At 72.2% G+C, this 19775-nt stretch carries 22 protein-coding genes; 11 read left to right on the forward strand and 11 right to left on the reverse strand.

Annotated elements, in window-relative coordinates; all coding sequences use genetic code 11:
* Nucleotides 1–56: 56 nt before the first annotated feature.
* The 4 genes from DEJ49_RS07415 to DEJ49_RS07430 all read left to right on the forward strand — a co-directional run bounded on the left by DEJ49_RS07415 (nt 57) and on the right by DEJ49_RS07430 (nt 4973).
* Nucleotides 57–1601, forward strand: a complete 1545-nt coding sequence (locus DEJ49_RS07415) for a S8 family peptidase (protein WP_150183381.1) — start codon at nt 57–59, stop codon at nt 1599–1601.
* A gap of 14 nt (nt 1602–1615) precedes the next feature.
* The gene (locus DEJ49_RS07420) at nt 1616–3193 is read left to right on the forward strand and encodes a S8 family serine peptidase (RefSeq protein ID WP_223832757.1); all 1578 of its coding nucleotides are present in this window, start codon (nt 1616–1618) and stop codon (nt 3191–3193) included.
* 81 nt (nt 3194–3274) lie between these two features.
* Nucleotides 3275–3817: a hypothetical protein gene (locus DEJ49_RS07425; protein ID WP_150183382.1), complete on the forward strand. Its 543-nt coding sequence runs from the start codon at nt 3275–3277 to the stop codon at nt 3815–3817.
* 142 nt (nt 3818–3959) lie between these two features.
* The gene (locus DEJ49_RS07430; protein ID WP_223833164.1) at nt 3960–4973 is read left to right on the forward strand and encodes a CopD family protein; all 1014 of its coding nucleotides are present in this window, start codon (nt 3960–3962) and stop codon (nt 4971–4973) included.
* Here DEJ49_RS07430 and DEJ49_RS07435 read toward each other — a convergent pair.
* The 6 genes from DEJ49_RS07435 to DEJ49_RS07460 form a co-directional block, all read right to left on the reverse strand.
* Complete coding sequence (locus tag DEJ49_RS07435) at nt 4880–5599, reverse strand: lysoplasmalogenase (RefSeq protein ID WP_150183384.1); 720 nt, start codon at nt 5597–5599, stop codon at nt 4880–4882. The genes DEJ49_RS07430 and DEJ49_RS07435 overlap by 94 nt on opposite strands.
* Nucleotides 5596–6516, reverse strand: a complete 921-nt coding sequence (locus DEJ49_RS07440) for a sterol desaturase family protein (protein ID WP_150183385.1) — start codon at nt 6514–6516, stop codon at nt 5596–5598. Before DEJ49_RS07440 ends, DEJ49_RS07435 begins: the two co-directional genes overlap by 4 nt.
* Before the next feature lie 170 nt (nt 6517–6686).
* Nucleotides 6687–7949: an amidohydrolase family protein gene (locus DEJ49_RS07445; protein ID WP_150183386.1), complete on the reverse strand. Its 1263-nt coding sequence runs from the start codon at nt 7947–7949 to the stop codon at nt 6687–6689.
* Complete coding sequence (locus tag DEJ49_RS07450) at nt 7946–9229, reverse strand: amidohydrolase family protein (RefSeq protein WP_150183387.1); 1284 nt, start codon at nt 9227–9229, stop codon at nt 7946–7948. The genes DEJ49_RS07445 and DEJ49_RS07450 overlap by 4 nt, the downstream gene beginning before the upstream one ends.
* A 23-nt stretch (nt 9230–9252) precedes the next feature.
* Complete coding sequence (locus tag DEJ49_RS07455; RefSeq protein ID WP_150183388.1) at nt 9253–10137, reverse strand: SDR family NAD(P)-dependent oxidoreductase; 885 nt, start codon at nt 10135–10137, stop codon at nt 9253–9255.
* Between the two features lies 1 nt (nt 10138).
* Nucleotides 10139–10936: an acetoacetate decarboxylase family protein gene (locus DEJ49_RS07460; RefSeq protein ID WP_150183389.1), complete on the reverse strand. Its 798-nt coding sequence runs from the start codon at nt 10934–10936 to the stop codon at nt 10139–10141.
* An 83-nt stretch (nt 10937–11019) separates the two neighbouring features.
* Here DEJ49_RS07460 and DEJ49_RS07465 point away from each other — a divergent pair, with 83 nt between their 5' ends.
* The 6 genes from DEJ49_RS07465 (at nt 11020) to DEJ49_RS07490 (ending at nt 16574) form a co-directional block, all read left to right on the forward strand.
* Complete coding sequence (locus tag DEJ49_RS07465; protein ID WP_150183390.1) at nt 11020–11655, forward strand: TetR/AcrR family transcriptional regulator; 636 nt, start codon at nt 11020–11022, stop codon at nt 11653–11655.
* 31 nt (nt 11656–11686) lie between these two features.
* Nucleotides 11687–12682, forward strand: a complete 996-nt coding sequence (locus DEJ49_RS07470) for a DEDDh family exonuclease (RefSeq protein WP_150183391.1) — start codon at nt 11687–11689, stop codon at nt 12680–12682.
* Between the two features lie 109 nt (nt 12683–12791).
* Complete coding sequence (locus DEJ49_RS07475) at nt 12792–13025, forward strand: hypothetical protein (protein WP_150166323.1); 234 nt, start codon at nt 12792–12794, stop codon at nt 13023–13025.
* A gap of 49 nt (nt 13026–13074) precedes the next feature.
* Complete coding sequence (locus tag DEJ49_RS07480; RefSeq protein WP_150183392.1) at nt 13075–13863, forward strand: SURF1 family protein; 789 nt, start codon at nt 13075–13077, stop codon at nt 13861–13863.
* Nucleotides 13864–14035: 172 nt separating this feature from the next.
* Complete coding sequence (locus DEJ49_RS07485; protein WP_411757228.1) at nt 14036–15814, forward strand: glycoside hydrolase family 15 protein; 1779 nt, start codon at nt 14036–14038, stop codon at nt 15812–15814.
* Nucleotides 15815–15818: 4 nt separating this feature from the next.
* Nucleotides 15819–16574, forward strand: a complete 756-nt coding sequence (locus DEJ49_RS07490) for an SDR family oxidoreductase (RefSeq protein WP_150183393.1) — start codon at nt 15819–15821, stop codon at nt 16572–16574.
* 11 nt (nt 16575–16585) lie between these two features.
* On the opposite strand, the gene amaP is transcribed toward DEJ49_RS07490, so the two are convergent.
* The 5 genes from amaP to DEJ49_RS07515 are packed head-to-tail and all read right to left on the reverse strand — an operon-like array spanning nt 16586 to nt 18889.
* Nucleotides 16586–17173: an alkaline shock response membrane anchor protein AmaP gene (gene amaP, locus DEJ49_RS07495; protein ID WP_150183394.1), complete on the reverse strand. Its 588-nt coding sequence runs from the start codon at nt 17171–17173 to the stop codon at nt 16586–16588.
* Nucleotides 17170–17838 (reverse strand): DUF6286 domain-containing protein, encoded by a 669-nt coding sequence (locus DEJ49_RS07500; protein ID WP_150183395.1) that lies wholly within the window; start codon nt 17836–17838, stop codon nt 17170–17172. Before DEJ49_RS07500 ends, amaP begins: the two co-directional genes overlap by 4 nt.
* Nucleotides 17835–18179: an Asp23/Gls24 family envelope stress response protein gene (locus tag DEJ49_RS07505; protein WP_150183396.1), complete on the reverse strand. Its 345-nt coding sequence runs from the start codon at nt 18177–18179 to the stop codon at nt 17835–17837. The genes DEJ49_RS07500 and DEJ49_RS07505 overlap by 4 nt, the downstream gene beginning before the upstream one ends.
* A 3-nt stretch (nt 18180–18182) precedes the next feature.
* Nucleotides 18183–18368: a hypothetical protein gene (locus DEJ49_RS07510; protein ID WP_150166335.1), complete on the reverse strand. Its 186-nt coding sequence runs from the start codon at nt 18366–18368 to the stop codon at nt 18183–18185.
* Between the two features lie 26 nt (nt 18369–18394).
* On the reverse strand, nt 18395–18889 hold the full coding sequence (locus tag DEJ49_RS07515; RefSeq protein ID WP_150183397.1) for an Asp23/Gls24 family envelope stress response protein: 495 nt from the start codon (nt 18887–18889) through the stop codon (nt 18395–18397).
* Nucleotides 18890–18997: 108 nt separating this feature from the next.
* Here DEJ49_RS07515 and DEJ49_RS07520 point away from each other — a divergent pair, with 108 nt between their 5' ends.
* The gene (locus DEJ49_RS07520; RefSeq protein ID WP_150183398.1) at nt 18998–19750 is read left to right on the forward strand and encodes a nucleopolyhedrovirus P10 family protein; all 753 of its coding nucleotides are present in this window, start codon (nt 18998–19000) and stop codon (nt 19748–19750) included.
* The last annotated feature ends 25 nt before the right edge of the window (nt 19751–19775 follow it).

Below are 19775 nucleotides of genomic sequence, written 5' to 3' on the forward strand. Positions count from 1 at the left end.
GCAGTTCCGTATGCGATTCCGTATGCGGTTCCGTCTCCGGATGATGTGGAGATCCCATGGCTCATCTGCGTTCCAGACGTCGTACGGCACTGATCGTGCCGCTCGGCCTCGCGCTCGCCGCCTCGGTCGGTTTCGTGCCCGGCGCCGCGACCGCGGCCCCGAACGAGTCGCCCGCCCCGGTGTCGGCGAAGGCCGCGGAGGACGCCCCCGTCTTCGCGTACGTCGTCAACACCCGTACCGACCGCAAGACGCTCGCGTACGTCGAGAAGGCGATCGCCAAGGCCGGTGGCTCCGTCGTCGTCACGTACGAGAAGATCGGCGTCATCGTCGCGCACTCGTCGAACCCGAAGTTCGGCGAGCAGATACGCGCCGTCCGCGGTGTCCAGTCCGCGGGCGCGACCCACACCTCGCCCCTGAAGGCCGCCGGCACCACGGACGACGGCAAGGCGAAGCTGCTCTCCAAGTCCGAGGCCAAGGCCCTGAAGCGGAGCGCCGCCCCCGGCGCCGAGCCGCTGGAGGCCGACCAGTGGGATCTGCGCGCGATCGACGCCGACAAGGCCGCGAAGATCAACCCGGGCAGCAAGAAGGTCACCGTCGCCGTGATCGACACCGGCGTCGACGACACCCACCCCGACCTCTCGGCCAACTTCTCGCCGTCGCAGTCGGCGAGCTGTGTCGGCGGCAAGGCGGACACCTCGGCGGGGTCCTGGCGCCCGTCGTCGAAGGACAGCTACCACGGCACGCACGTGGCCGGTGAGATCGCCGCCGCGCGCAACGGCGTCGGCGTCGCGGGCGTGGCGCCCGGCGTGAAGATCTCCGCCATCAGGGTCGCCGACCCGGTCGACGAGCTGTTCTACCCGGAGAACGTGGTCTGCGCCTTCGTGTTCGCCGCCGACCACGGCGTCGAGATCACGAACAACAGCTACTACGTGGACCCGTGGCTGTACAACTGCAAGGACGACCCGGACCAGAAGGCGATCCTCGACGCGGTCAACCGCGCGCAGCTGTACGGCCAGAAGAAGGGCACCCTGCACGTCGCCTCCGCGGGCAACTCCAACCACGACCTGGACTCCGACGCGATCGTCGACAGCTCCAGCCCGGACGACTCCACCCCGGTGACCCGCACCATCGACCCGCACGAGTGCCTCGACGTGCCGACCCAGCTGCCGGGCGTCGTCACCACCAGCGCGACGGGCGTGAAGGACCTGAAGTCGATCTACTCCAGCTACGGCAAGGGTGTCGTCGACATCGCGGCCCCGGGCGGCGACAAGTGGCAGATCCCGTCGGACACCCCGTCGAAGAACGGCCGCATCCTCTCCACCATGCCGGGCGGCGAGTACGGCTGGCTGCAGGGCACCTCGATGGCCGCGCCGCACGCCTCGGGCGTCGCCGCGCTGATCAAGTCCACGCACCCCAAGGCGAGCCCCGCCGAAGTGCAGCGGCTCCTGAAGAAGCAGGCCGACCGTCTCGAGTGCCCGTCGGGTTACGACCCCGACGGTGACGGCGACGTCGACGCGGTCTGCCAGAGCGGCGGCAAGCACGACAACGGCTTCTACGGCAGCGGTCTCGTCGACGCGCTCGACGCCGTGAAGAAGAAGTGACGGGGAGAGAGAACGTGCACAAGTCCCACATATCGGCGACGGCCTTCCTGCGCTCACGACGCGCGCTGGCCCTGCCGCTCGGCGTCGCGCTGGTCTCGGCCGTCGCCTTCCTGCCGGGCACGGCCTCGGCCCGGCCCGCGGGGATCCCGGACGCCCCGGCCTCGGTGTCGGCGGCCCTGGGGCTGCCGTCCGCGGACGCCGCTTCCATGAGCTACGTCGTGAACGTCCGCCCCGGCAAGGGGAGTGCGGAGCGCGCGAAGAAGGCCATCGCCAAGGCGGGCGGCGACGTCGTCATCGCGTACGACCGGATCGGCGTCATCGTCGTCCACTCGGCCGACCCCGACTTCGCCAAGACGATCCGCAAGGTCAAGGGCGTCGACTCGGCGGGCGCGACGCGGACGGCGCCGCTGTCGGCGCAGGCCGACGACGCCCTGGAGTCGGAGCGGCCGCTGACCGCCCAGGAGGCGAAGGCCGCCGCGGGCAAGGCGTCGGCGGGCCAGGACGAGCTGGAGCCGCTGCAGTGGGACCTGCCCGCCATGAAGGCGGACAAGGCGCACAAGATCTCGCTCGGCAGCAGCAAGGTCACGGTCGGCGTCCTCGACTCCGGGGTCGACGACACGCACCCCGACATCGCGCCGAACTTCGACCGCGGGGCGTCCGCGAGCTGCCTGGGCGGCGTGCCCGTCCAGAAGGGCGACGCGTGGCGGCCGGTGGCCGGGGAGAGCGACCACGGCATGCACGTGGCGGGCACCATCGCCGCGGCGAAGAACGGCACCGGCGTCACGGGTGTCGCGCCGGGCGTGAAGGTGGCGAGCCTGAAGGTGGCCGAGCCGGCGACCGGCATGTACTACACGGAGGCCGTGGTCTGTGGCTTCGTGTGGGCGGCCGACCACGGCGTCGACGTCACCAACAGCAGCTACTACACCGACCCGTGGCTGTTCAACTGCAAGACCGACGCCGACCAGAAGGCGCTGGTCGACGCGGTCGGGCGGGCCTCGAAGTACGCGGAGCGCAAGGGCGCGGTGAACGTCGCGGCCGCGGGCAACGCGAAGACGGACCTCGCTCAGGACGAGATCCTCGACGATTCGAGCCCCGACGACACCACTCCGGTGCCGCGGACCATCAAGACCAAGGACTGCCTCGACCTTCCGTCGCAGCTGCCCGGTGTCGTGACGGTCTCGGCGACCGGCGCGAAGGGCATCAAGTCGTCGTACTCGAACTACGGCAACGGCGTCGTGGACATCGCGGCTCCGGGCGGCGACTCCACGAAGTACCAGGCGCCGGACGCGCCGGCCGTCGACGGCCGCATCCTGTCGACGCTGCCGGGCGGCAAGTTCGGCTACAAGGCCGGTACGTCGATGGCGTCGCCGCACGCCGCGGGCGTCGCCGCGCTCCTGAAGTCGACGCATCCGCACGCGTCGGCGGCGCGCATCAAGGCGCTCCTGTACCGCCAGGCGGACGCGATGGCCTGCACGAAGCCGTACGACTACGACGGTGACGGCAAGGCCGACGCGGTCTGCGAGGGCGGCCGGAACAAGAACGGCTTCTACGGCGTGGGCATGGCCGACGCACTGGAAGCCGTGCGCAAGTAGCACCGTCAGACGGTGAGGTGGGGCCGGGCGGCCAGGGGCCGCCCGGCCCCTTCCCGTCGGCCCACGAGAGGATCTCGTGTCATGTACGAGTACAAGAACTCCGAGTTCGTCGCCTCCGGCACGGAGCACTGGGTGGCGTGGCCCACCCGGCCCCGATGGCAGCTGGTGGCCCGGTTCGTCGCGACCGTGCTGTTCCTGCCGCTCTGGGTCGTCCTCGGGATCGCGATCTTCCTCTGCACCCTCGCCATCGGTCTGGCCACCGAGGTGATCACGGCGGTGAGCTCGTCGTACGACAAGGCCTTCGACCGGTTCATGGACAAGGCGCTGGGCCGCGTCTTCACGCTGCCCCGCTGGTGCGTGCTCTGGTCCGAGATGCGGTACGAGGGGGACGCCGCGCACTACCGCGCGAGGGTCGACGAGCTCGTCGCCAAGTGGACCGCCAGGGCGTCGGCCCCGCGGCGGCCCAAGAAGCCGCTGCCGCCCTCCGAGTGCGAGATCCCGCGGCGCGCCTACCGCGGCTGTGGTGGGCACTACGTCGTCCAGGTGGCTACCGCCCAGGGGTGGGAGCTGCGGCCCTCCGAGCCGGAGAAGTCGGTCAGGCTGTGGTGGTCGGCGAGCAGCTGATGGATGAGTGACGGGGTCCGATCGGAACGGCTATGCACCAGTTGTCCCCCAGGACTTGCCCACCGCCGGAAGCCCTGGTGAAGATCATGTGGTGAGCTCCATACGACCGTCCGTCGAGCCCGGAGGCGATGCCGCGACCGGCATACCGGCCACTGCCGCCACCGCTCCCGTCTCGCACCGCGCCCCGCGCCGCCGGCCCTCCGTCGGCCGCGCCGCGGCCGTGCTCGTCCTCGTGGCCGTCGCCGCGCTGATCCCCCTGCTCGGCCCTTCGGCGGCGCTGCACGAGACCGGGGAGGCACGGGCGCCCGGCACCGGCGGGATCACGTTCCTGCGGGCGGTCCTGTTCGCCGCCCTGTGCGTGCAGTGGGGCGAGGTGTTCGCGGTGCGGCTCGCGCGCCGGGTCCCGGGGGCGCCGCTCGACCGGGCGCCGGGCAGTTGGTCGGCGTATGCGGCGTGGGCCGGGTGCGCCGCGGCGCTGGGGCTCGCGGCGATCGTGGCGAACGGCAATCTGGTCCCGCAGGCGCTCTCGGACCTGGACATCGGGCGGCTGTACGACACCCGGGACGGGCGGCTCGCCCTCCTGGAGGTCAACGCGTTCATCGTGGCCGCGCTGTGCGCGCGCTCCCGGCGCCCGGCGTGGGCGGCGCTCCCGCTGGCCGCGGTGATCGTCGCGGAGGCGCTGCGGGCCCACCCTCCGGTGGAGGACTCCCCGCTCCTCGGCAGCGGCCTCACGCTCGTCCACCTGACGTGCGGCGCGCTGTGGGCGGGTGGGCTGCTGTACGTCCTGCGCATCCTGCGCCGGTGGCGGACGTCCTCTCCGGAGCAGGCCGTCGCGGTATTGGGGCTCTACGCGCGCGTGGCCGCCGTCCTGTTCGCCGCGATCACGGCGACCGGGGTGTGCAGCACACTGCGCCGGATGCCCGCGGACACGATCGTGGACCAGCTCACCGGAACGGCCTACGGCCGCACCCTGCTCGCGAAGGTGCTGCTCGTCCTCGCCGTCGCGCTGCTCGCGGTCCTTGCGCGTCGTCGGCTGCGCGGCGCGGCCGACCGCGCCTCGGCCTACGTTCCCGCGCGCGGGGAGGTGGTCGCGCTGGGCGTCGTCGTGGTGCTTTCGGCGCTGCTGACCGCGGTGCCGGTGCCGATTCGCTGGTGAGCGGCCAGCACCCCTTGGGCCAGCAGGAACTGGGCCGCTATGTAGGTGAGCATGATCGCGAAGTCGGGCCGGGGCAGCTGGGGCCAGTCGGCGACACCGGTCGCGATCAGGGTGTCCGAGAGCAGGAAGAGTGCCCCTCCCGCGGCCGCCGCGGGACCGAGCCTGGTGGCGCCGAACGCCATGGCGGTGAGCAACAGGCTGTAGCCCGCGACGGGCCCGCGCATGTCGGCCGGCAGATCGGGCCAGAGCAGCGCCACGGTGCCGATGAGCGCGACTGCGTACGCGGCCACAAGCCCCGCCCCACGCGCGCGGGGCGCCCGTACCCCGTACCTCTTGAAGAGCACGAGGTAGCAGACGTGCCCGGCGGCGAAGGAGCCCATCCCCGCGAGGAAGGCGGGCTCCGCGTCGAAGAGCAGGAAGGTGTCGCCGCCCCACCCGAAGAGCAGGGCGGCGATCAGCGGCCGGGGTCCGTTCCGCAGGGCGACGTACGCCGCGAGGAGCGGCATGAGCAGCGGCTTGCAGACGGCGTGGCCAGGACCGAAGTCCGCGAGGAGCACGAGGAGGTCACCGAGCGCGGCGACACCGAAGGCGCAGAGCACCGTGCGCGGCGCGGGCCACCGCGTCACGCGGCGCGCTCCGGGACGGGGGTGTCGGAGGCGGGCAGGGCTGCTGTCGGGGACGCCTCGGGGGTGGTTTCCGCAGCCTCAGGGGCCGCCGGCTGCCAGCCAGGGCCTCCGAAGACGCGTCCCGCCCGTTCGCGCCAACCGGTGGCCGCCTTCAGGTCCCTGGCGATGGCGGCGTACTCGTGGGTGGCCACGCGCAGCGGGTTGTACGTGTGGATGTTCTTCGTGAGCCCGTACACGGGACGGTCGGTCTCGGCGACCCAGGAGCCGAACACGCGGTCCCAGATGATCAGGATGCCGCCGAAGTTGCGGTCGAGGTAGCCGCCCTGGGACGCGTGGTGCACGCGGTGGTGCGAGGGCGTGTTGAAGACGTACTCGACGGGACGGGGCAGTTTCCCGATGCGCTCGGTGTGGATCCAGAACTGGTAGACCAGGTTGGCCGACGAGCAGAACGCGAGCGCCGCCGGGTGGACGCCGAGGGCGATCAGCGGCAGGTAGAACGGCCACACCGTCAGGCTCGTCCAGGGCTGGCGGAGCGCGGTGGTGAGGTTGAACTTCTCGCTGGAGTGGTGCACCACGTGACAGGCCCACAGGACGCGGATCACGTGGTGGCCGCGGTGCGACCAGTAGTAGAAGAAGTCCTGCGCGAGGAGCATCAGCGGGATCGTCCACCACAGGACGGGCACGCGCAGCGGCGTCAGCGCGTACACGCCCGAGTAGATCGCGACGATGGGGATCTTCCACAGGAAGTCGAAGACGAGGCTGCCGAGCCCCATGGTGATGCTGGTCGCGGCGTCCTTGGTCTCGTACCCCGCGGCATCCTCGTCGGGATGGATCCGGTGGCTCACGATCTCGACGACGGTGAGCAGCACGAAGGCCGGGATGGACCACAGCACGACATCGGGCAGGTTCGGGGACATGCAGGCACCGTAGAACGGCTATTCGCCCACGACTAGGGGTTGTTACCGACAAGTATTACCGGCGGTACGGGTGTGGATGTTGGTGATCCTCACCAAAGATCCGGCTTCAAACGGGCGGCGAGCGGGCGGGGGCGCCTCGAACCCCCGGCCCGCTCACCGGCCCCGCCCGCTCACCAGACCCGTACCGACCCTCCCGTCGCGAACACCGGACTCGTCGCGTCGGCGGGCGGCTCCTTCAGGGGTTCGTCCAGTTCTCCAACCGTCGGTCCCACGCGCGCGGCGATCTCGTCGAGCCGTTCGAGGTCGAAGCCGTAGACGCGGGCCGCGTTGCCGCCGACCATGGCGGCGATCTCCTCCCTGGGGAGGCCGGCGTAGGCGACGCGCAGGCCTTCGCGCGAGTAGGGGTACGTTCCCTCGTCGTGCGGATAGTCGCTGCCCCACATGATCTTGTCGAGGCCGATGCGGTCACGCAGGGCCGCCTCGTGGGGGCGCATGAAGCTCGCGCCCACGAAGCAGTTGTCGCGCCACACTTCGGAGGGTCCCTTGCCCATCGCGTCGGCGAGGCCCGCGCCGAACTTCGACTCGGCGGTCTCGGTCGTCTCCGTGCCGCCCGCCCGGCGCGCCGCGGCGACCAGGCGCCCGTGGTAGTAGTCCAGCATGTCGAGGACGCCGGGGATCCACCCCGAGCCCTGTTCGGTGAGGACCAGTTTGAGGTCCGGGTGGCGGCGGAAGGCCCCGCCGAAGGCGAGGTGCCACAGCGCGCGGTGGGAGAACCACGTCGTCTCGACCATGAACACCGCGCGGGCGGCCGGTTCCTCGCCGAGCGGCGGCGAGGCCGAGCCCGCGTGATGGTTGACGGGCACGCCCAGCTCGGCGCAGGCGGCCCAGATCGGGTCGTACGCCGATGAGTAGAGCTCGGGAAGGCCTGAGCCGGGTGGGGTGCCGGGGAGCATGAGGCCGCCTGTCAGGCCCGCCTCCACGGAGCGGTGGATCTCCTCCACCGCCAGGTCGACGTCGTTGAGGAGGATCTGGAAGACGCCCGCCCTGCGGCCCGGTGCGGCGGCGCAGAAGTCCGCGAGCCAGCGGTTGTGGGCGCGCAGACCGGCCCAGCGCTGTTCGAACTCCTCGCGGGTCGGCGCCGGTGCCATGAGGGACGCCGAGGGGAAGAACGGCGGGATGGTGTTGGGGAAGACGACCTCGGCGACGATGCCGTCCGCCTCGAGCTCGGCGACCCGGCGGTCGGAGTTCCAGTTGCGGTCGGCCGTGTCGGCGAGGAGGTCCTCGTACGGGTTGACGTAGGTGGCCGCCCAGGCGTCGAACGCGTCGTGATGGCGCGACTCCAAGTACGGCCGGTAGTCGAGGAGATCGGCGCCCGCGTGGCAGTCCGCGGAGATGACGGTGTAGCGGTCCTCGGTCGTCCGTGATGCGGTCATGCGTCCGCCCCCAGTACCGGGAAGTCGTGGTCGGTCAGCCAGTGGCGGCCCACCGCGCGCGAGCGGGCCCAGGACGCCTCGACGGACGTCTGGTCGGCGTCCTGGCCGAGGTCGGCGGGGGTCGGTCCGATGCGCTGGGCCAGAGGCGCGAGTGCCGCCGTGTCGAAGCCGAAGACCTCGGCGGCGGCGAGCCCCAGCATGCGGCGGCTCTCCGCCACGGGGATGTCGTGGAAGGTTTTCCGCAGCCACGCGCGCGTGTCGGGCCAGGTGCCCTCGGGGTGCGGGAAGTCGCTGCCCCACAGGATGTTGTCGACGCCGATCTCGTACCGCTGGGCGAGTTCGCGCCGCTTGGTGTTGGTGGCGCAGACGAAGATCTGCCGGTCCAGGTACTCGTGCGGTGGCCGCTTCAGCTCCTCGAACGGGGAGAGCTTCTTGCCGCCGTGCGCGCCCAGGTAGAGGCGGTCCATGAACCACAGGAGGTTCGGCAGCCACCAGCAGCCGGACTCGGCGACGCCGAATTTCAGCCCCGGGTGGCGTTCGAAGACGCCGGACCAGAGCATGAACCACAGGGGGCGGGCGGGCCACCAGGTCACTTCGGAGACGTAGATCCCGAGGTGGTCGCCGTACTCGTGGCGGGGCGCCGCTCCGGAGTGGGTGACCACGGGCATCGCGCACTCGGCCGCCGCCGCCCACACGGGGTCGTAGCGACGGTCGTGGTAGGGCGCCTTGTCGACCCACATGGAGGGGATCATCAGAGCGCCGAGCCCCGACTCCTTGGCGCGGTGGATCTCGGCGACGACGCGGTCGACGTCCCCGGTGATGGGCAACAGGGCCACGCCGCAGTGCCGTTCGGGATGCTCGGACACGAAGTCGGCCAGCCACCGGTTGTGGGCCTGGGCGCCCGCCATGCCGAGCTCGGGGTCCTGGTCGCCGGAGAGGCCGAGGCCGACGCCGAAGGGCGCGGCGGTGCGGCTGTCGACGGCGTCCGCGTCGGGGAAGACGACCTCGGCGGCCACCCCGTCGCCGTCGAGCTCCTTGAGGCGCTGTGCGGCGTCCCAGCCGCCGCGCAGGCCCTCTTCGTTGTCCTGGAACCACTTGGCGGCGAAGGCGTCGTTGCGGATGCCGAGCCGCGTGGCTTCCTCGCGGCGGGCGTCGCGCTCGCCGAGGAAGTCGTCGAAGTCGCGGTGGAAGCGGCGGTCGAGGTAGGGCCGGTACTCCTCGGTGGGGAGTCCGGCGTGGCAGTCGGAGGAGATGATCAGGTACGGGTCCTGAGCGCTCACCTGCTGAGCCCCCTTCGGTCCAGTCAGTCGAGGATGAAGTTCTCCAGGTACGCCGGGTCGGCGCGGTCGAGCATGGAGCGCGACCTCGCCTTGATCTGCCGGTCGCTGTGCTCGCTCGCCGGGAGCAGCCAGAAGCGTCCTGCCGTGATGCCGTCGGCCACGAAGTCCGCGACCTCCTCGACCGGTGTGAACGCGATCTCCTGGCCCGCCTCCTTCATGGCGGTCTCCCACTGGTCGAGGCTGCGGTAAGGCGTCCTGCGGGGGCGGGACTTGGCGTACCGATCGGGCCGGTTGCGGTGTGACTCCCACAGGCCGGTGCGGAGCATGTGGGGGCCCGGGAAGAGCACGGAGGCGCCCACGCGCGCGTGCTCCGCCTTCAGGTGGGCGTACAGCGACTCGGTCATCGTGACGACGGCGGCCTTGGTGACCGCGTACACGGAGGCGGTGGGCAGCGGCGCGATACCGCCGTCGCCGGACGAGGTGTTGACGACGTGTCCCGGCTCGCCGCCCGCGATCATGCGGGGCACGAAGGCCTGGATGCCGTGGAAGACGCCCCAGACGTTGACCTCGAAAGCCCACTTCCAGTCGTTCGGGTCGTGCTCCCACATGCGCCCCTCGGCGCCCGACCCGACCCCCGCGTTGTTGCACAGCACATGGACGGCGCCGAACTTGTCGTACGCCTCCTCGGCGAGGGCGAAGACCTGCTCGCGCACTCCGACGTCCACCACGCGCGCGTGCACCGTCGCGCCGTCCTCCCGCAGGGAGACGGCCGCCTTCTCCAAGGCGCTCTCCTCGACGTCCGCGAGGACCACTTTCAGGCCGTCCGCCGCGAACCGGCGCGCCATGGCGAGCCCGATGCCGCTCGCCGCGCCCGTGACGACCGCGACCCGGCCCGTGCGCAGCTCCATGTCAGGCGCTCCCCTCGGGCGGGCCGTCGAGGATCTGCGCGGGGTCGTCGTAGCGCTGGTGGATGTAGGGCAGCAGGGACTGCGCGCTGACGCGCTCGACGACGCGGCCCTGCTGGTCGGTGGTCTTCTCGCCGATGGTGATCTCGACGAGGGAGCGCACCGGCAGGTCGGCCACGGGGTCGTACATCGACTCGCGCAGCACCACGTCCCCGGTGACGGCCTCCAGCTTGCGGACCTTCTCGTTGCGTACGCAGTGCACGAGCACCGGTTCCGCGTCGAAGCCCGAACCGTCCACCGCGGGCAGGAACTTGAAGTAGAAGTCGGTCTTCTGGGTCGGCTCGGGCAGCGGCAGGTCGCCGCTGACCGCGCCCCGCACCTCCACGAAGGCGATGCCGTGCCGGGCGAGGCGGGCCCGTACCACCAGGCCGTCCCGCTCGACCTCCACCTCGCCGAGCTTCTTCGGCTCCCCGAACACCTCGCGCCCGCCGATGAGGGCACGCTCGTGGGTCATCGGCATCACCAGCGGATACCAGCCCGCCACTCCCCCGTGCTCGGCGGCGACGGCGACCGAGCCCGCGCCCAGCGGATAGCCCGGCAGGTCGACCTTGCTGATGTTCGCCCGCACGAGCGGCCGTCCGGCGGACTTCAGCGGCGGCGGGAGGACCGCGGCGACCACGTCCGGGTCCGTCTCCCAGACGGCCACGACACCCGTGGACCAGATGTCGGGGAGCCTGGAACTCGCGGCCCGTGCGGCGGCGATCTCCGCCTCGTCACGTGCTCCGTAGCGAATACGTGCCATGTCGTACCACCCTTCGTCGGCGCGGACCCGGGGTCCGCGGGCGGGACTTGCGGCAGTTCTGTAACACAGTTACAACAGGACTCGTGAAGGGTAAAGAGACGCGCACGCAGCTGAACCGGGCCGTCGTGCTCGACACCGCCGCGCACCTCGTCAAGCGGCACGGTCCGCAGGCCCTGACGATGCGGGCGCTCGCCGCCGAGCTCGGCACCGCCGTCACCTCCATCTACTGGCACGTCGGCAACCGCGAGTCGCTCCTGGACGCCCTCGTCGAGCGCACCCTCGCCGACCTCGGCGAGATCCGCGCCACAGGACGCACCCCCGTCCAGCGCGTCGCCTCCGTGGCCCGCGCCCTGCGCCATCAGCTCCTCGACCACCCGCACCTCGTCGCGATGGTCCACGAACGCGGCCTGACGGAAAGGATGTTCCTGCCCGCCCAGCGCACCCTCGTCCACGAGGTCCACGAGGCGGGGCTGCGCGGCGCTCGCGCAGCCGAGGCCGTGCGCGCCGTCCAGGTCCACGTCGTCGGTCATGTCCTCGTCGAGCGGGCCCGCGAACGGGCGCCCGTGCAGCGGCCCGGCGAGGAGGAGTTGTGGACGGAGCAGACGGCGGAGCAGGACGCCGCGCTCGCCCGCGCGCTCGCGGGACCGGTCGATCCGGAGGCGGTTTTCGCCACCTCCGTGAGGGCTCTGGTGGCCGGGCTTCTCGGACCGGGGCCCTGACTGTCGGTCGCGGCCCGTATCCTCATGGACCATGCTCGAAGACCGCACGACCGCAGCGTCCGCAGTGCCCTGGCCGGCCGCGTATCCAACGGGGTACGCGGTCGTCGACGTGGAGACCACCGGCCTGGCCCGCGACGACCGCATAGTGTCGGCCGCCGTCTACCGCGTGAGCGCCCGCGGCGACATCGAGGACCACTGGTACACGCTGGTGAACCCCCAGCGCGACCCGGGCCCCGTCTGGATCCACGGGCTCACCAGCGAGATGCTCGCGGACGCCCCGCTCTTCAAGGACGTCGCCGAGGAGTTCGCGGCCCGCCTCGACGGACGTGTCCTCGTCGCGCACAACGCCGTCTTCGACTGGTCGATGATCGCGAGGGAGTACGCGCGCGCGGAGCGCACCGCCCCCGTGCGCCAACGCCTGTGCACCATCGCGCTCTCCAAGGAGCTCGCGCTCCCGCTGCCCAACCACAAGCTGGAGTCCCTGGCCGCGCACTTCGGCGTCGAGCAGCGCCACGCGCACAACGCCCTGGACGACGCGCGCGTGCTGGCCGAGGCGTTCCGTCCCAGTCTGCTGGCGGCGGCCGGCGGCAATGTCCGCCTGCCGCTCCTGGAGTGCAGGCCGCTCACCGAGTGGTCGGACGGCGCGCCCCGCATCGTCCGCCAGTCGACGGGCCCGACGCCCGCCTCGTCGTACCGGCCCGGAAGTTGGCGCCCCTCGCGGAAGCGCCCGCCGTGCCCGTACCCGAACCCGGGGCGTTACGAACCGGGCAAACCGCTCAAGCAGGGCATGCGGGTCGCGTTCTCCGGGGACACCTCCGTGGAACGTGAACTCCTGGAGGACCGCGCGGTGGAGGCCGGGCTGCACATCGCGACGAGTGTGTCGCGCCTCACGAGCCTGCTCGTCACGAACGACCCGGACTCCGGCACCTCCAAGACCGTCAAGGCCCGCTCGTTCGGCACGCCCGTCATCGACGAGGCGGCGTTCGGACAGCTCCTCCAGGACGTGGCGCCCGCCACGGAGCCATAACCGTCGGACGCGTGACCGTCGGACGCGTAACCGTCAGACGGGTGATTGCCGCGCGACTCGCCCGCCGACCGCTCGCCCCGCACCGCCGCCGCGTCCCACCCTGAGGCGCATGGCACGTTGCGAGGTCTGCGGAAACGACTACGGCATGTCCTTCGAAGTGCACGCCCAAGGGGCGGTGCACGTCTTCGACTGCTTCTCCTGCGCCATCCACCGCATGGCGCCCATCTGCGAGCACTGCCGGTGCCGCATCATCGGCCAGGGCGTCGAGGTGGAGGGCCACTGGTACTGCGGCGCCCACTGCTCGCGCGCGGAGGGGCGGGTGGGCATCGTCGACAACGTCTGACCGGACCCCGCCGCCGGGCACCCCACGACCCGAGAGGTACCGTCGTGGGGTGTACCGCTTCCTGTTGTCCCGGCAGTGGGTGATCCTCACCCTCATCGCCCTCGTTCTCATCCCCGTGATGGTCGAGCTCGGCTTCTGGCAGCTGCACCGCCATGAGAACCGGGTCGCCCAGAACCAGCGGATCTCGGACGCGCTCAACGCCGACCCGGTCCCGGCCGAGAAGCTCACCTCGCCCGGCCACGAGGTGCCCAGGGAAGACCTCTACCGCCGGGTGAGCGCCAAGGGGACGTTCGACGCGAAGCACGAGGTCGTGGTGCGGCGCCGCACCAACTCCGACGACGCGGTCGGCTTCCACGTCCTGACCCCGTTCGTCCTCGGCGACGGCAAGGTCCTGCTCGTCAACCGCGGCTGGATCCCCGCCGACGGCCCGCAGACCGCCTTCCCGAAGATCCCCGCCCCGCCCAAGGGCGAGATCACCGTCACCGGCCGCCTCATGGCCGACGAGACGTCCGCGGCCAGCGGCATCAAGGACGTCCGCGGCCTTCCGGACCGTCAGATCATGCTGATCAGCAGCGGGCAGCAGGCCGACGCCCTCGGCAAGCAGGTTCTCGGCGGCTACGTCGAGCTGTCCGCTCCCGAGGCGAAGGGCGGCTCCCCCGAGCTGATCGGCGAGCCCGACCACAGCAGCATCGGCGCCCACATGGCGTACGCGGTCCAGTGGTGGCTGTTCGCCACGGGCGTCCCCATCGGCTGGGTGGTCCTGGTCCGCAGGGAGCGGCGCGACCGCGCGGCGGCCGCGGAAGCCACGGCTCCGGAAGCGACGCCCGCGGCCGTCTAGGACTTCAGGGTCTGCGCCAGGGCTCCAGGGGCTGCGCCGTGCTCCAGGGTCTGCGCCGGAAGTCCCGCATTCCGCCAGATTGACGCGGCCCGACTCCGGGAAACCGTCATCCGTGTCCCGCCACATCGAAGACCTCGCGCCCGCCACCGACCTCCCGCCCGCCGAACAGCTCGTGCCCATCGAGGACCTCGCGCTGATCGGCGACCACCAGACCGCCGCCCTCGTCGGCAGGGACGGCTCCATCGGATGGCTCTGCCTGCCCCGCTTCGACTCGCCCGCCTGCTTCGCCGCACTGCTCGGCGACGAGGAGAACGGGCACTGGCGCATGGCGCCCAAGGGCGCGGGGGCGTGCACCCGCCGCGCCTACCGTCCCGACTCCCTCGTCCTCGACTCGGAGTGGGACACGGAGGACGGGTCCGTCCGTGTCACGGACTTCATGCCGCAGCGCGACCGCGCCCCCGACGTCATCCGCATCGTCGAGGGCCTCAAGGGCCGCGTCACCGTGCGCAGCACGCTCCGGCTCCGGTTCGACTACGGCTCGGTCGTGCCCTGGATGCGCCAGAAGGACGGCCACCGCGTCGCCGTGGCGGGCCCCGACTCCGTGTGGCTGCGCAGCGAGCCGTCCGTGCACACGTGGGGTCACGCCTTCGGCACGCACTCCGAGTTCACGGTCGAGGAGGGCGAAAAGGTCGCTTTCGTCCTGACCTGGCACCCCTCGCACGAACCGCGTCCCTCGCTCGTCGACCCGTACGAGTCGCTGGAACACAGCCTGGAGGACTGGCGCGCCTGGACGTCCCTCTGCCACTACGAAGGACCGCACCGGGACGCGGTCATCCGCTCCCTCATCACCCTCAAGGCCCTCACGTACGCCCCGACGGGCGGCATCGTCGCCGCCCCCACCACCTCGCTGCCCGAGGAACCCGGCGGCGTGCGCAACTGGGACTACCGCTTCTGCTGGCTGCGCGACTCCACCCTCACCCTGGGCGCGCTGCTCGCCGCCGGCTTCTCGGAGGAGGCCGAGGCATGGCGCGACTGGCTGCTGCGCGCCGTCGCGGGCAACCCCGCGGACCTGCAGATCGTGTACGGCCTCTCCGGAGAGCGCCGCTTGCCGGAGTACGAGGTTCCATGGCTGTCCGGGTACGCGGACTCCACCCCGGTACGCATCGGCAACGAAGCGGTCGAACAGCTGCAGCTCGACGTGTACGGCGAGGTCGTCGACTCCCTCGCCCTGGCGGACCGTTACGGCCTCTCCACTCCCCCGCACGCCTGGCACCTCCAGCTGTCCCTGCTCGAATTCCTGCACAAGAAGTGGCGGGAGCCGGACCAGGGCCTGTGGGAGGTGCGCGGCCCGCGCCGGCACTTCGTGTACTCGAAGGTGATGGTCTGGGTCGCCGCCGACCGCACGGTGCGCTCCTTGGAGAAGAACCCGAAGCTCCGCGGCGACGTCGACCGGTGGCGGAAGCTGCGGGACGAGGTGCACCGCGAGGTCTGCGAGCGCGGCTACGACCCGGAGCGCAACACGTTCACGCAGTCCTACGGCTCGACCGAACTGGACGCGTCGCTGCTGCTCATACCGCGTGTGGGGTTCCTGCCGCCCGACGACCCGCGCGTCATCGGCACCATCGACGCAGTGCACGCCGAGCTCGGCCACGGCGGGCTCCTGCGCCGCTACACCGCCGACCAGACGGTCATCGACGGCCTGCCGGGCCAGGAGGGCGTCTTCGTCGTCTGCTCGTTCTGGCTGGCGGACGCGCTGCACATGACGGGCCGTACGAAGGAGGCGCGCGAGCTGTTCGAACGCCTGCTCGCGCTCCGCAACGACGTGGGGCTGCTGGCGGAGGAGTACGACCCCACCTCCCGCCGTCAGCTCGGCAACTTCCCGCAGGCATTCAGCCACATCGGCCTGGTGAATACCGCCCTCGCGCTCTACGGGGCGGACGCGGGAGACTAGGGCCATGGATCTTGGACTGGAAAACCGTGTCTACGTAGTCACCGGCGCCACCCGTGGCCTCGGCAACGCCACCGCCCGCGAGCTCGTCGCGGACGGCGCGAAGGTCGTGGTCACGGGCCGTCAGCAGAAGACGGTCGACGAGGCGGCCGCCGAGCTCGGCCCGAACGCGGTGGGTGTCGTCGCGGACAACGCCGACCCGGACTCCGCGGCCGCGCTCGTCGCCGCCGCGCGTGAGCACTTCGGGCGCTTCGACGGCGTGCTGATCAGCGTCGGCGGGCCCGCGCCGGGCTTCGTCGCGGACAACACCGACGAGCAGTGGCAGACGGCGTTCGAGTCGGTGTTCCTCGGCGCGGTGCGCCTCGCCCGGACCGCGGCGGCCGAGCTCGGCGAGGGCGGCGTCATCGGCTTCGTGCTCTCCGGTTCGGTGTACGAGCCGATCGCGGGCCTGACGATCTCCAACGGTCTGCGGCCGGGGCTCGCCGGGTTCGCCAAGTCCCTCGCGGACGAGCTCGGCCCGCGCGGCATCCGGGTGGTCGGCGTGCTGCCCGGCCGGATCGGCACCGACCGCATGCGCCAGCTGGACGGCCTCTCCCCCGACCCGGAGGCCACCCGCGCCGCCAACGAGGCGGGCATCCCCCTGCGGCGCTACGGCACCCCGCAGGAGTTCGGCCGCACCGCGGCGTTCCTGCTCTCGCCCGCGGCCTCTTACCTGACGGGGATCATGGTGCCGGTGGACGGCGGTTCACGCGCCGGGTTCTGACGGCGTGCGGCTCAGCTGACCCTCTCCGCCCGGTGCTTGGCTGCGCGCAGCCGGACCGTGGCGGGCAGGGAGGCGAGGCCCGCCGAGTCGCGGGCCCGGCCGAGTGTGTCGGCGGAGAGCCGGTGCAGCGCGTCGGACGGGGTGGCGTGGGGGGCCAGGGTGAGGTCCACGCGTGCCCGCGGTGCGCTGCGTCGGCCGGTGAGGACGGCCTGGGCCCGGTCGACGCCGTCCAGGGCCTCGGCCTCGCCGGCCAGGACGCTCTCCATGGCCCGGCCGCGCAGCAGCGCGCCCTCGCCGTCCCCGGTCTCCACCAGGACCTCGGCGAGGCGGCGCCTGCGCAGCTGGGCGGAGAGCCACCACAGCGCGAGCAGCACGCACACCGCCAGGGCGGCGATGACCGTGGGCCAGAACCATCCGTCGCCCCGCCACCGCGCCCGGTCGGCGGCGCTGACCAGCACGTCGTGCCGGCCGTCGTGGATCCACCAGGAGGGCGGCGACGCGCCGAGTCCGACGGCGAGCACGGAGCCGCCGAGGACGAGCAGGACGAGCCCGACGAGGGCGAGGACGACGCGGTTGACCGTACGCAGCACGCCGCTCACCCCTTCCTGCCGGGCCGGGCCACATGGACGGAGAGCCCGGGGGCGCGGGCGAGGCCCAGGTCGCGGATGCCGTCGGCGAGCGTCGCGTCCAAGTCGCCGCGTACGTCGTCGAGTTCACGGAAGTGGGACACCGCGCGCACGTCGACTTTCGAGCGCTTCATGCGGACCCGCACGGACTGCACGCCGGGCACGTCCATGGCCCGGTCGCGCAGCACCATGGCGGCGGCGCCGCGGTACAGGCCGCCGCGCACGTCGGAGTGGGTGCGGCGCATCGGCAGGATGCCGCGCTGGCCGGGTGTCACGGCGAGCACGAGGAGCCAGAGGCCGAGGAGCGCGGCGACCCCGGCCCCGACGAGCACCGCGGTGTCGTCGAGGGGCCGCCTGCCGAGCTGGTGGGCCAGTTCGCGCCGCCAGTGCATGGCGGGGTGGTCGGCCCGGACGGCGACGACGTCGTAGAGGAGCAGTCCCGCGGCGCCGAGGACCAGCAGGGCGAGGAGGGCGGCGGGCACCCGGCGGTTCGACCAGAACCGGGAGGCCTTCTCCTCGTCGTCGGAGAGCGTGGGCAGCGGGTCGTAGGCCGTCGCGGACGCCGACTGGCGCCACTCGTCCTCCGACTGTTCGACGACCGGGAGCGGTCGGGTGCCGCCCCCGTGGGGTTCACTCATCGTGTCCTCCCCTGTGCCGCGGCGCGTACCTGCGCGGAGTGCAGCCGCTCCACCTGAACGGCCACCTCGGGTACGTCCATCCCCGCCAACGCCTCTACCCGTTCGGTGACATGGCGACGCACCGCGCCGCACTGCCCGCCGATGTCGCAGGGGTACTCCAGCTCGAGGCTGACGCGGATGCGGGCCGCCTCGTGGTGGACGGAGACGGTGGCGCGGGGCGGCGATCCTTCGGCCGGGACCGCGTCCACCGCCTCACGTGCCGCTCTCGCGGCGATCTTCGCGACGACCCGGTCGGCGATCCGGGTCGCGCCGCGCTCCCGGGGCGCGACCTGTGCCGCCACCGCTCACCGCCGCCGGTCGCCGCGGGTGCGGAAGAACTCGCCGGGTTCCAGGTCTCCGTCGAGGAACTTGCCGGCGACGAAGCCGATGGCGCCCAGGGCGGCCACCAGCAGGAACGCCCCGAATCCGCCGAAGTATCCGGCGAAGCCCAGAGCCATTCCCGCGATCATGCCGATCACGGCCATACTCATGTGCGCTCCCTACTCGTGTGCGCCGGCTACTGAAGGCGTCCTTGTTGCTCGTCGTCGTCCTCGTCGGGCAGCTTCACGTCGCTCACCGCGATGTTGACCTCGACGACTTCCAGGCCTGTCATGCGCTCGACGGCCGTGATCACGTTCTCCCGTACGTCCTGGGTGACGTCCGCGATCGAGACGCCGTACTCGACGACGATCTCCAGGTCGATCGCGGTCTGCACCTCGCCGACCTCGGCCTTCACACCGCGCGACACGGACTTCGAGCCGCCCGGCACGCGGTCGCGCACGGCGCCGAAGGTCCGGGCCAGGCCACCGCCCATCGCGTGCACGCCGTCGACGTCACGCGCGGCGAGACCGGCGATCTTCTCGACGACGCCGTCGGCGATGGTGGTGCGGCCGCGGCTGCCGGGGTCACCGCCGCCCCGGCCGGGCGCGGACCGGGCCGCGCTCTCCTCCGGTGAGTTCGGGGAGTCCTTCTGCAGCGTCTGCGACGCCTTCCGCTGTCCGGTGTCGGTCATGGCCGTCCCGTCCCTTTCGAAAGGGGAACTGCCCGAGTGGGGCTGCTTCTCCGCCCACATTAAGCGCGGCCCCGCGCCCGCGCGCCCGGGATGCGGCAGGCTGGGGTCATGACCGGAGAGGGTTGGACGCAGGCGGTGCGCCGACAGCTGGGACTGGGCCGGGTGCTGCCGCTCGGCGGTGCCGCGGACGGCGCGTGGGTGACGGAATCGGCGGCGGACGGCGCGTTGCGCCAGATGGCTGAGCGGGTCCCCGGGGTACGGCTCGGCACGCTGCGCATCGCGCTCGCGGCGCCTGCCGAGGCGGGCACCCCGGCTGTCCCGCCGCCCCCGAGCGCGCTGCCGCCCGGGCCGCTGCGGATCACCGGGGAGTTCGCGGCGGTCGCCGCCGAACCACTCCCCGCGGCGGCGGACCGGCTGCGCGCGGCGCTGTACGAGGCGGCGGCCGGGCTCGGCCTGGTCGCGGCCGAGGTGGACCTGAAGGTGACGGCGCTTCTCGACGAGACGGACGGGACGGACGACGCCCCGACGCGGCAGACCGAGGCCCCGGCGCGACAGACCGACGACCCCCCGTATCCGCCCACCACGGATGAACCCGACAGCGGCGACGAGGACGAGGCACGCGCCGGACGTGCCGCCCTGGCGGTCCCCGGAGTGACCCGCCTGACCGGCGTCCTGGGCCGCGCCGTCCACTTCGAGGAGCCCGCGGCGACGGGCACGCTGCCGCGCCGCCACGCGCGCGTGGAGCTCGCGACGGACCACGAGCACCGCGCCCTGGACGTGGCACTGGCGGTCCGCGAGGCGGTCGGCGCGGCCCTGCCGGACAGCCCGTCGGTGGCGGTACTCGTCACCGAGGTGGGGTAGGAACGGGGATCCGGCGGCAGCGGAT

It is taken from the genome of Streptomyces venezuelae, assembly GCF_008642335.1.
Lineage (GTDB): Bacteria > Actinomycetota > Actinomycetes > Streptomycetales > Streptomycetaceae > Streptomyces > Streptomyces venezuelae_F.

Coding starts and splice junctions, on each gene's coding strand:
- DEJ49_RS07415 (WP_150183381.1), top strand. CDS start 57: ATGGCTCATCTGCGTTCCAGACGTCGTACGGCACTGATCGTGCCGCTC.
- DEJ49_RS07425 (WP_150183382.1), top strand. CDS start 3,275: ATGTACGAGTACAAGAACTCCGAGTTCGTCGCCTCCGGCACGGAGCAC.
- DEJ49_RS07440 (WP_150183385.1), bottom strand. CDS start 6,516: ATGTCCCCGAACCTGCCCGATGTCGTGCTGTGGTCCATCCCGGCCTTC.
- DEJ49_RS07445 (WP_150183386.1), bottom strand. CDS start 7,949: ATGACCGCATCACGGACGACCGAGGACCGCTACACCGTCATCTCCGCG.
- DEJ49_RS07455 (WP_150183388.1), bottom strand. CDS start 10,137: ATGGAGCTGCGCACGGGCCGGGTCGCGGTCGTCACGGGCGCGGCGAGC.
- DEJ49_RS07460 (WP_150183389.1), bottom strand. CDS start 10,936: ATGGCACGTATTCGCTACGGAGCACGTGACGAGGCGGAGATCGCCGCC.
- DEJ49_RS07470 (WP_150183391.1), top strand. CDS start 11,687: ATGCTCGAAGACCGCACGACCGCAGCGTCCGCAGTGCCCTGGCCGGCC.
- DEJ49_RS07475 (WP_150166323.1), top strand. CDS start 12,792: ATGGCACGTTGCGAGGTCTGCGGAAACGACTACGGCATGTCCTTCGAA.
- DEJ49_RS07490 (WP_150183393.1), top strand. CDS start 15,819: ATGGATCTTGGACTGGAAAACCGTGTCTACGTAGTCACCGGCGCCACC.
- DEJ49_RS07500 (WP_150183395.1), bottom strand. CDS start 17,838: ATGAGTGAACCCCACGGGGGCGGCACCCGACCGCTCCCGGTCGTCGAA.
- DEJ49_RS07510 (WP_150166335.1), bottom strand. CDS start 18,368: ATGAGTATGGCCGTGATCGGCATGATCGCGGGAATGGCTCTGGGCTTC.
- DEJ49_RS07515 (WP_150183397.1), bottom strand. CDS start 18,889: ATGACCGACACCGGACAGCGGAAGGCGTCGCAGACGCTGCAGAAGGAC.
- DEJ49_RS07520 (WP_150183398.1), top strand. CDS start 18,998: ATGACCGGAGAGGGTTGGACGCAGGCGGTGCGCCGACAGCTGGGACTG.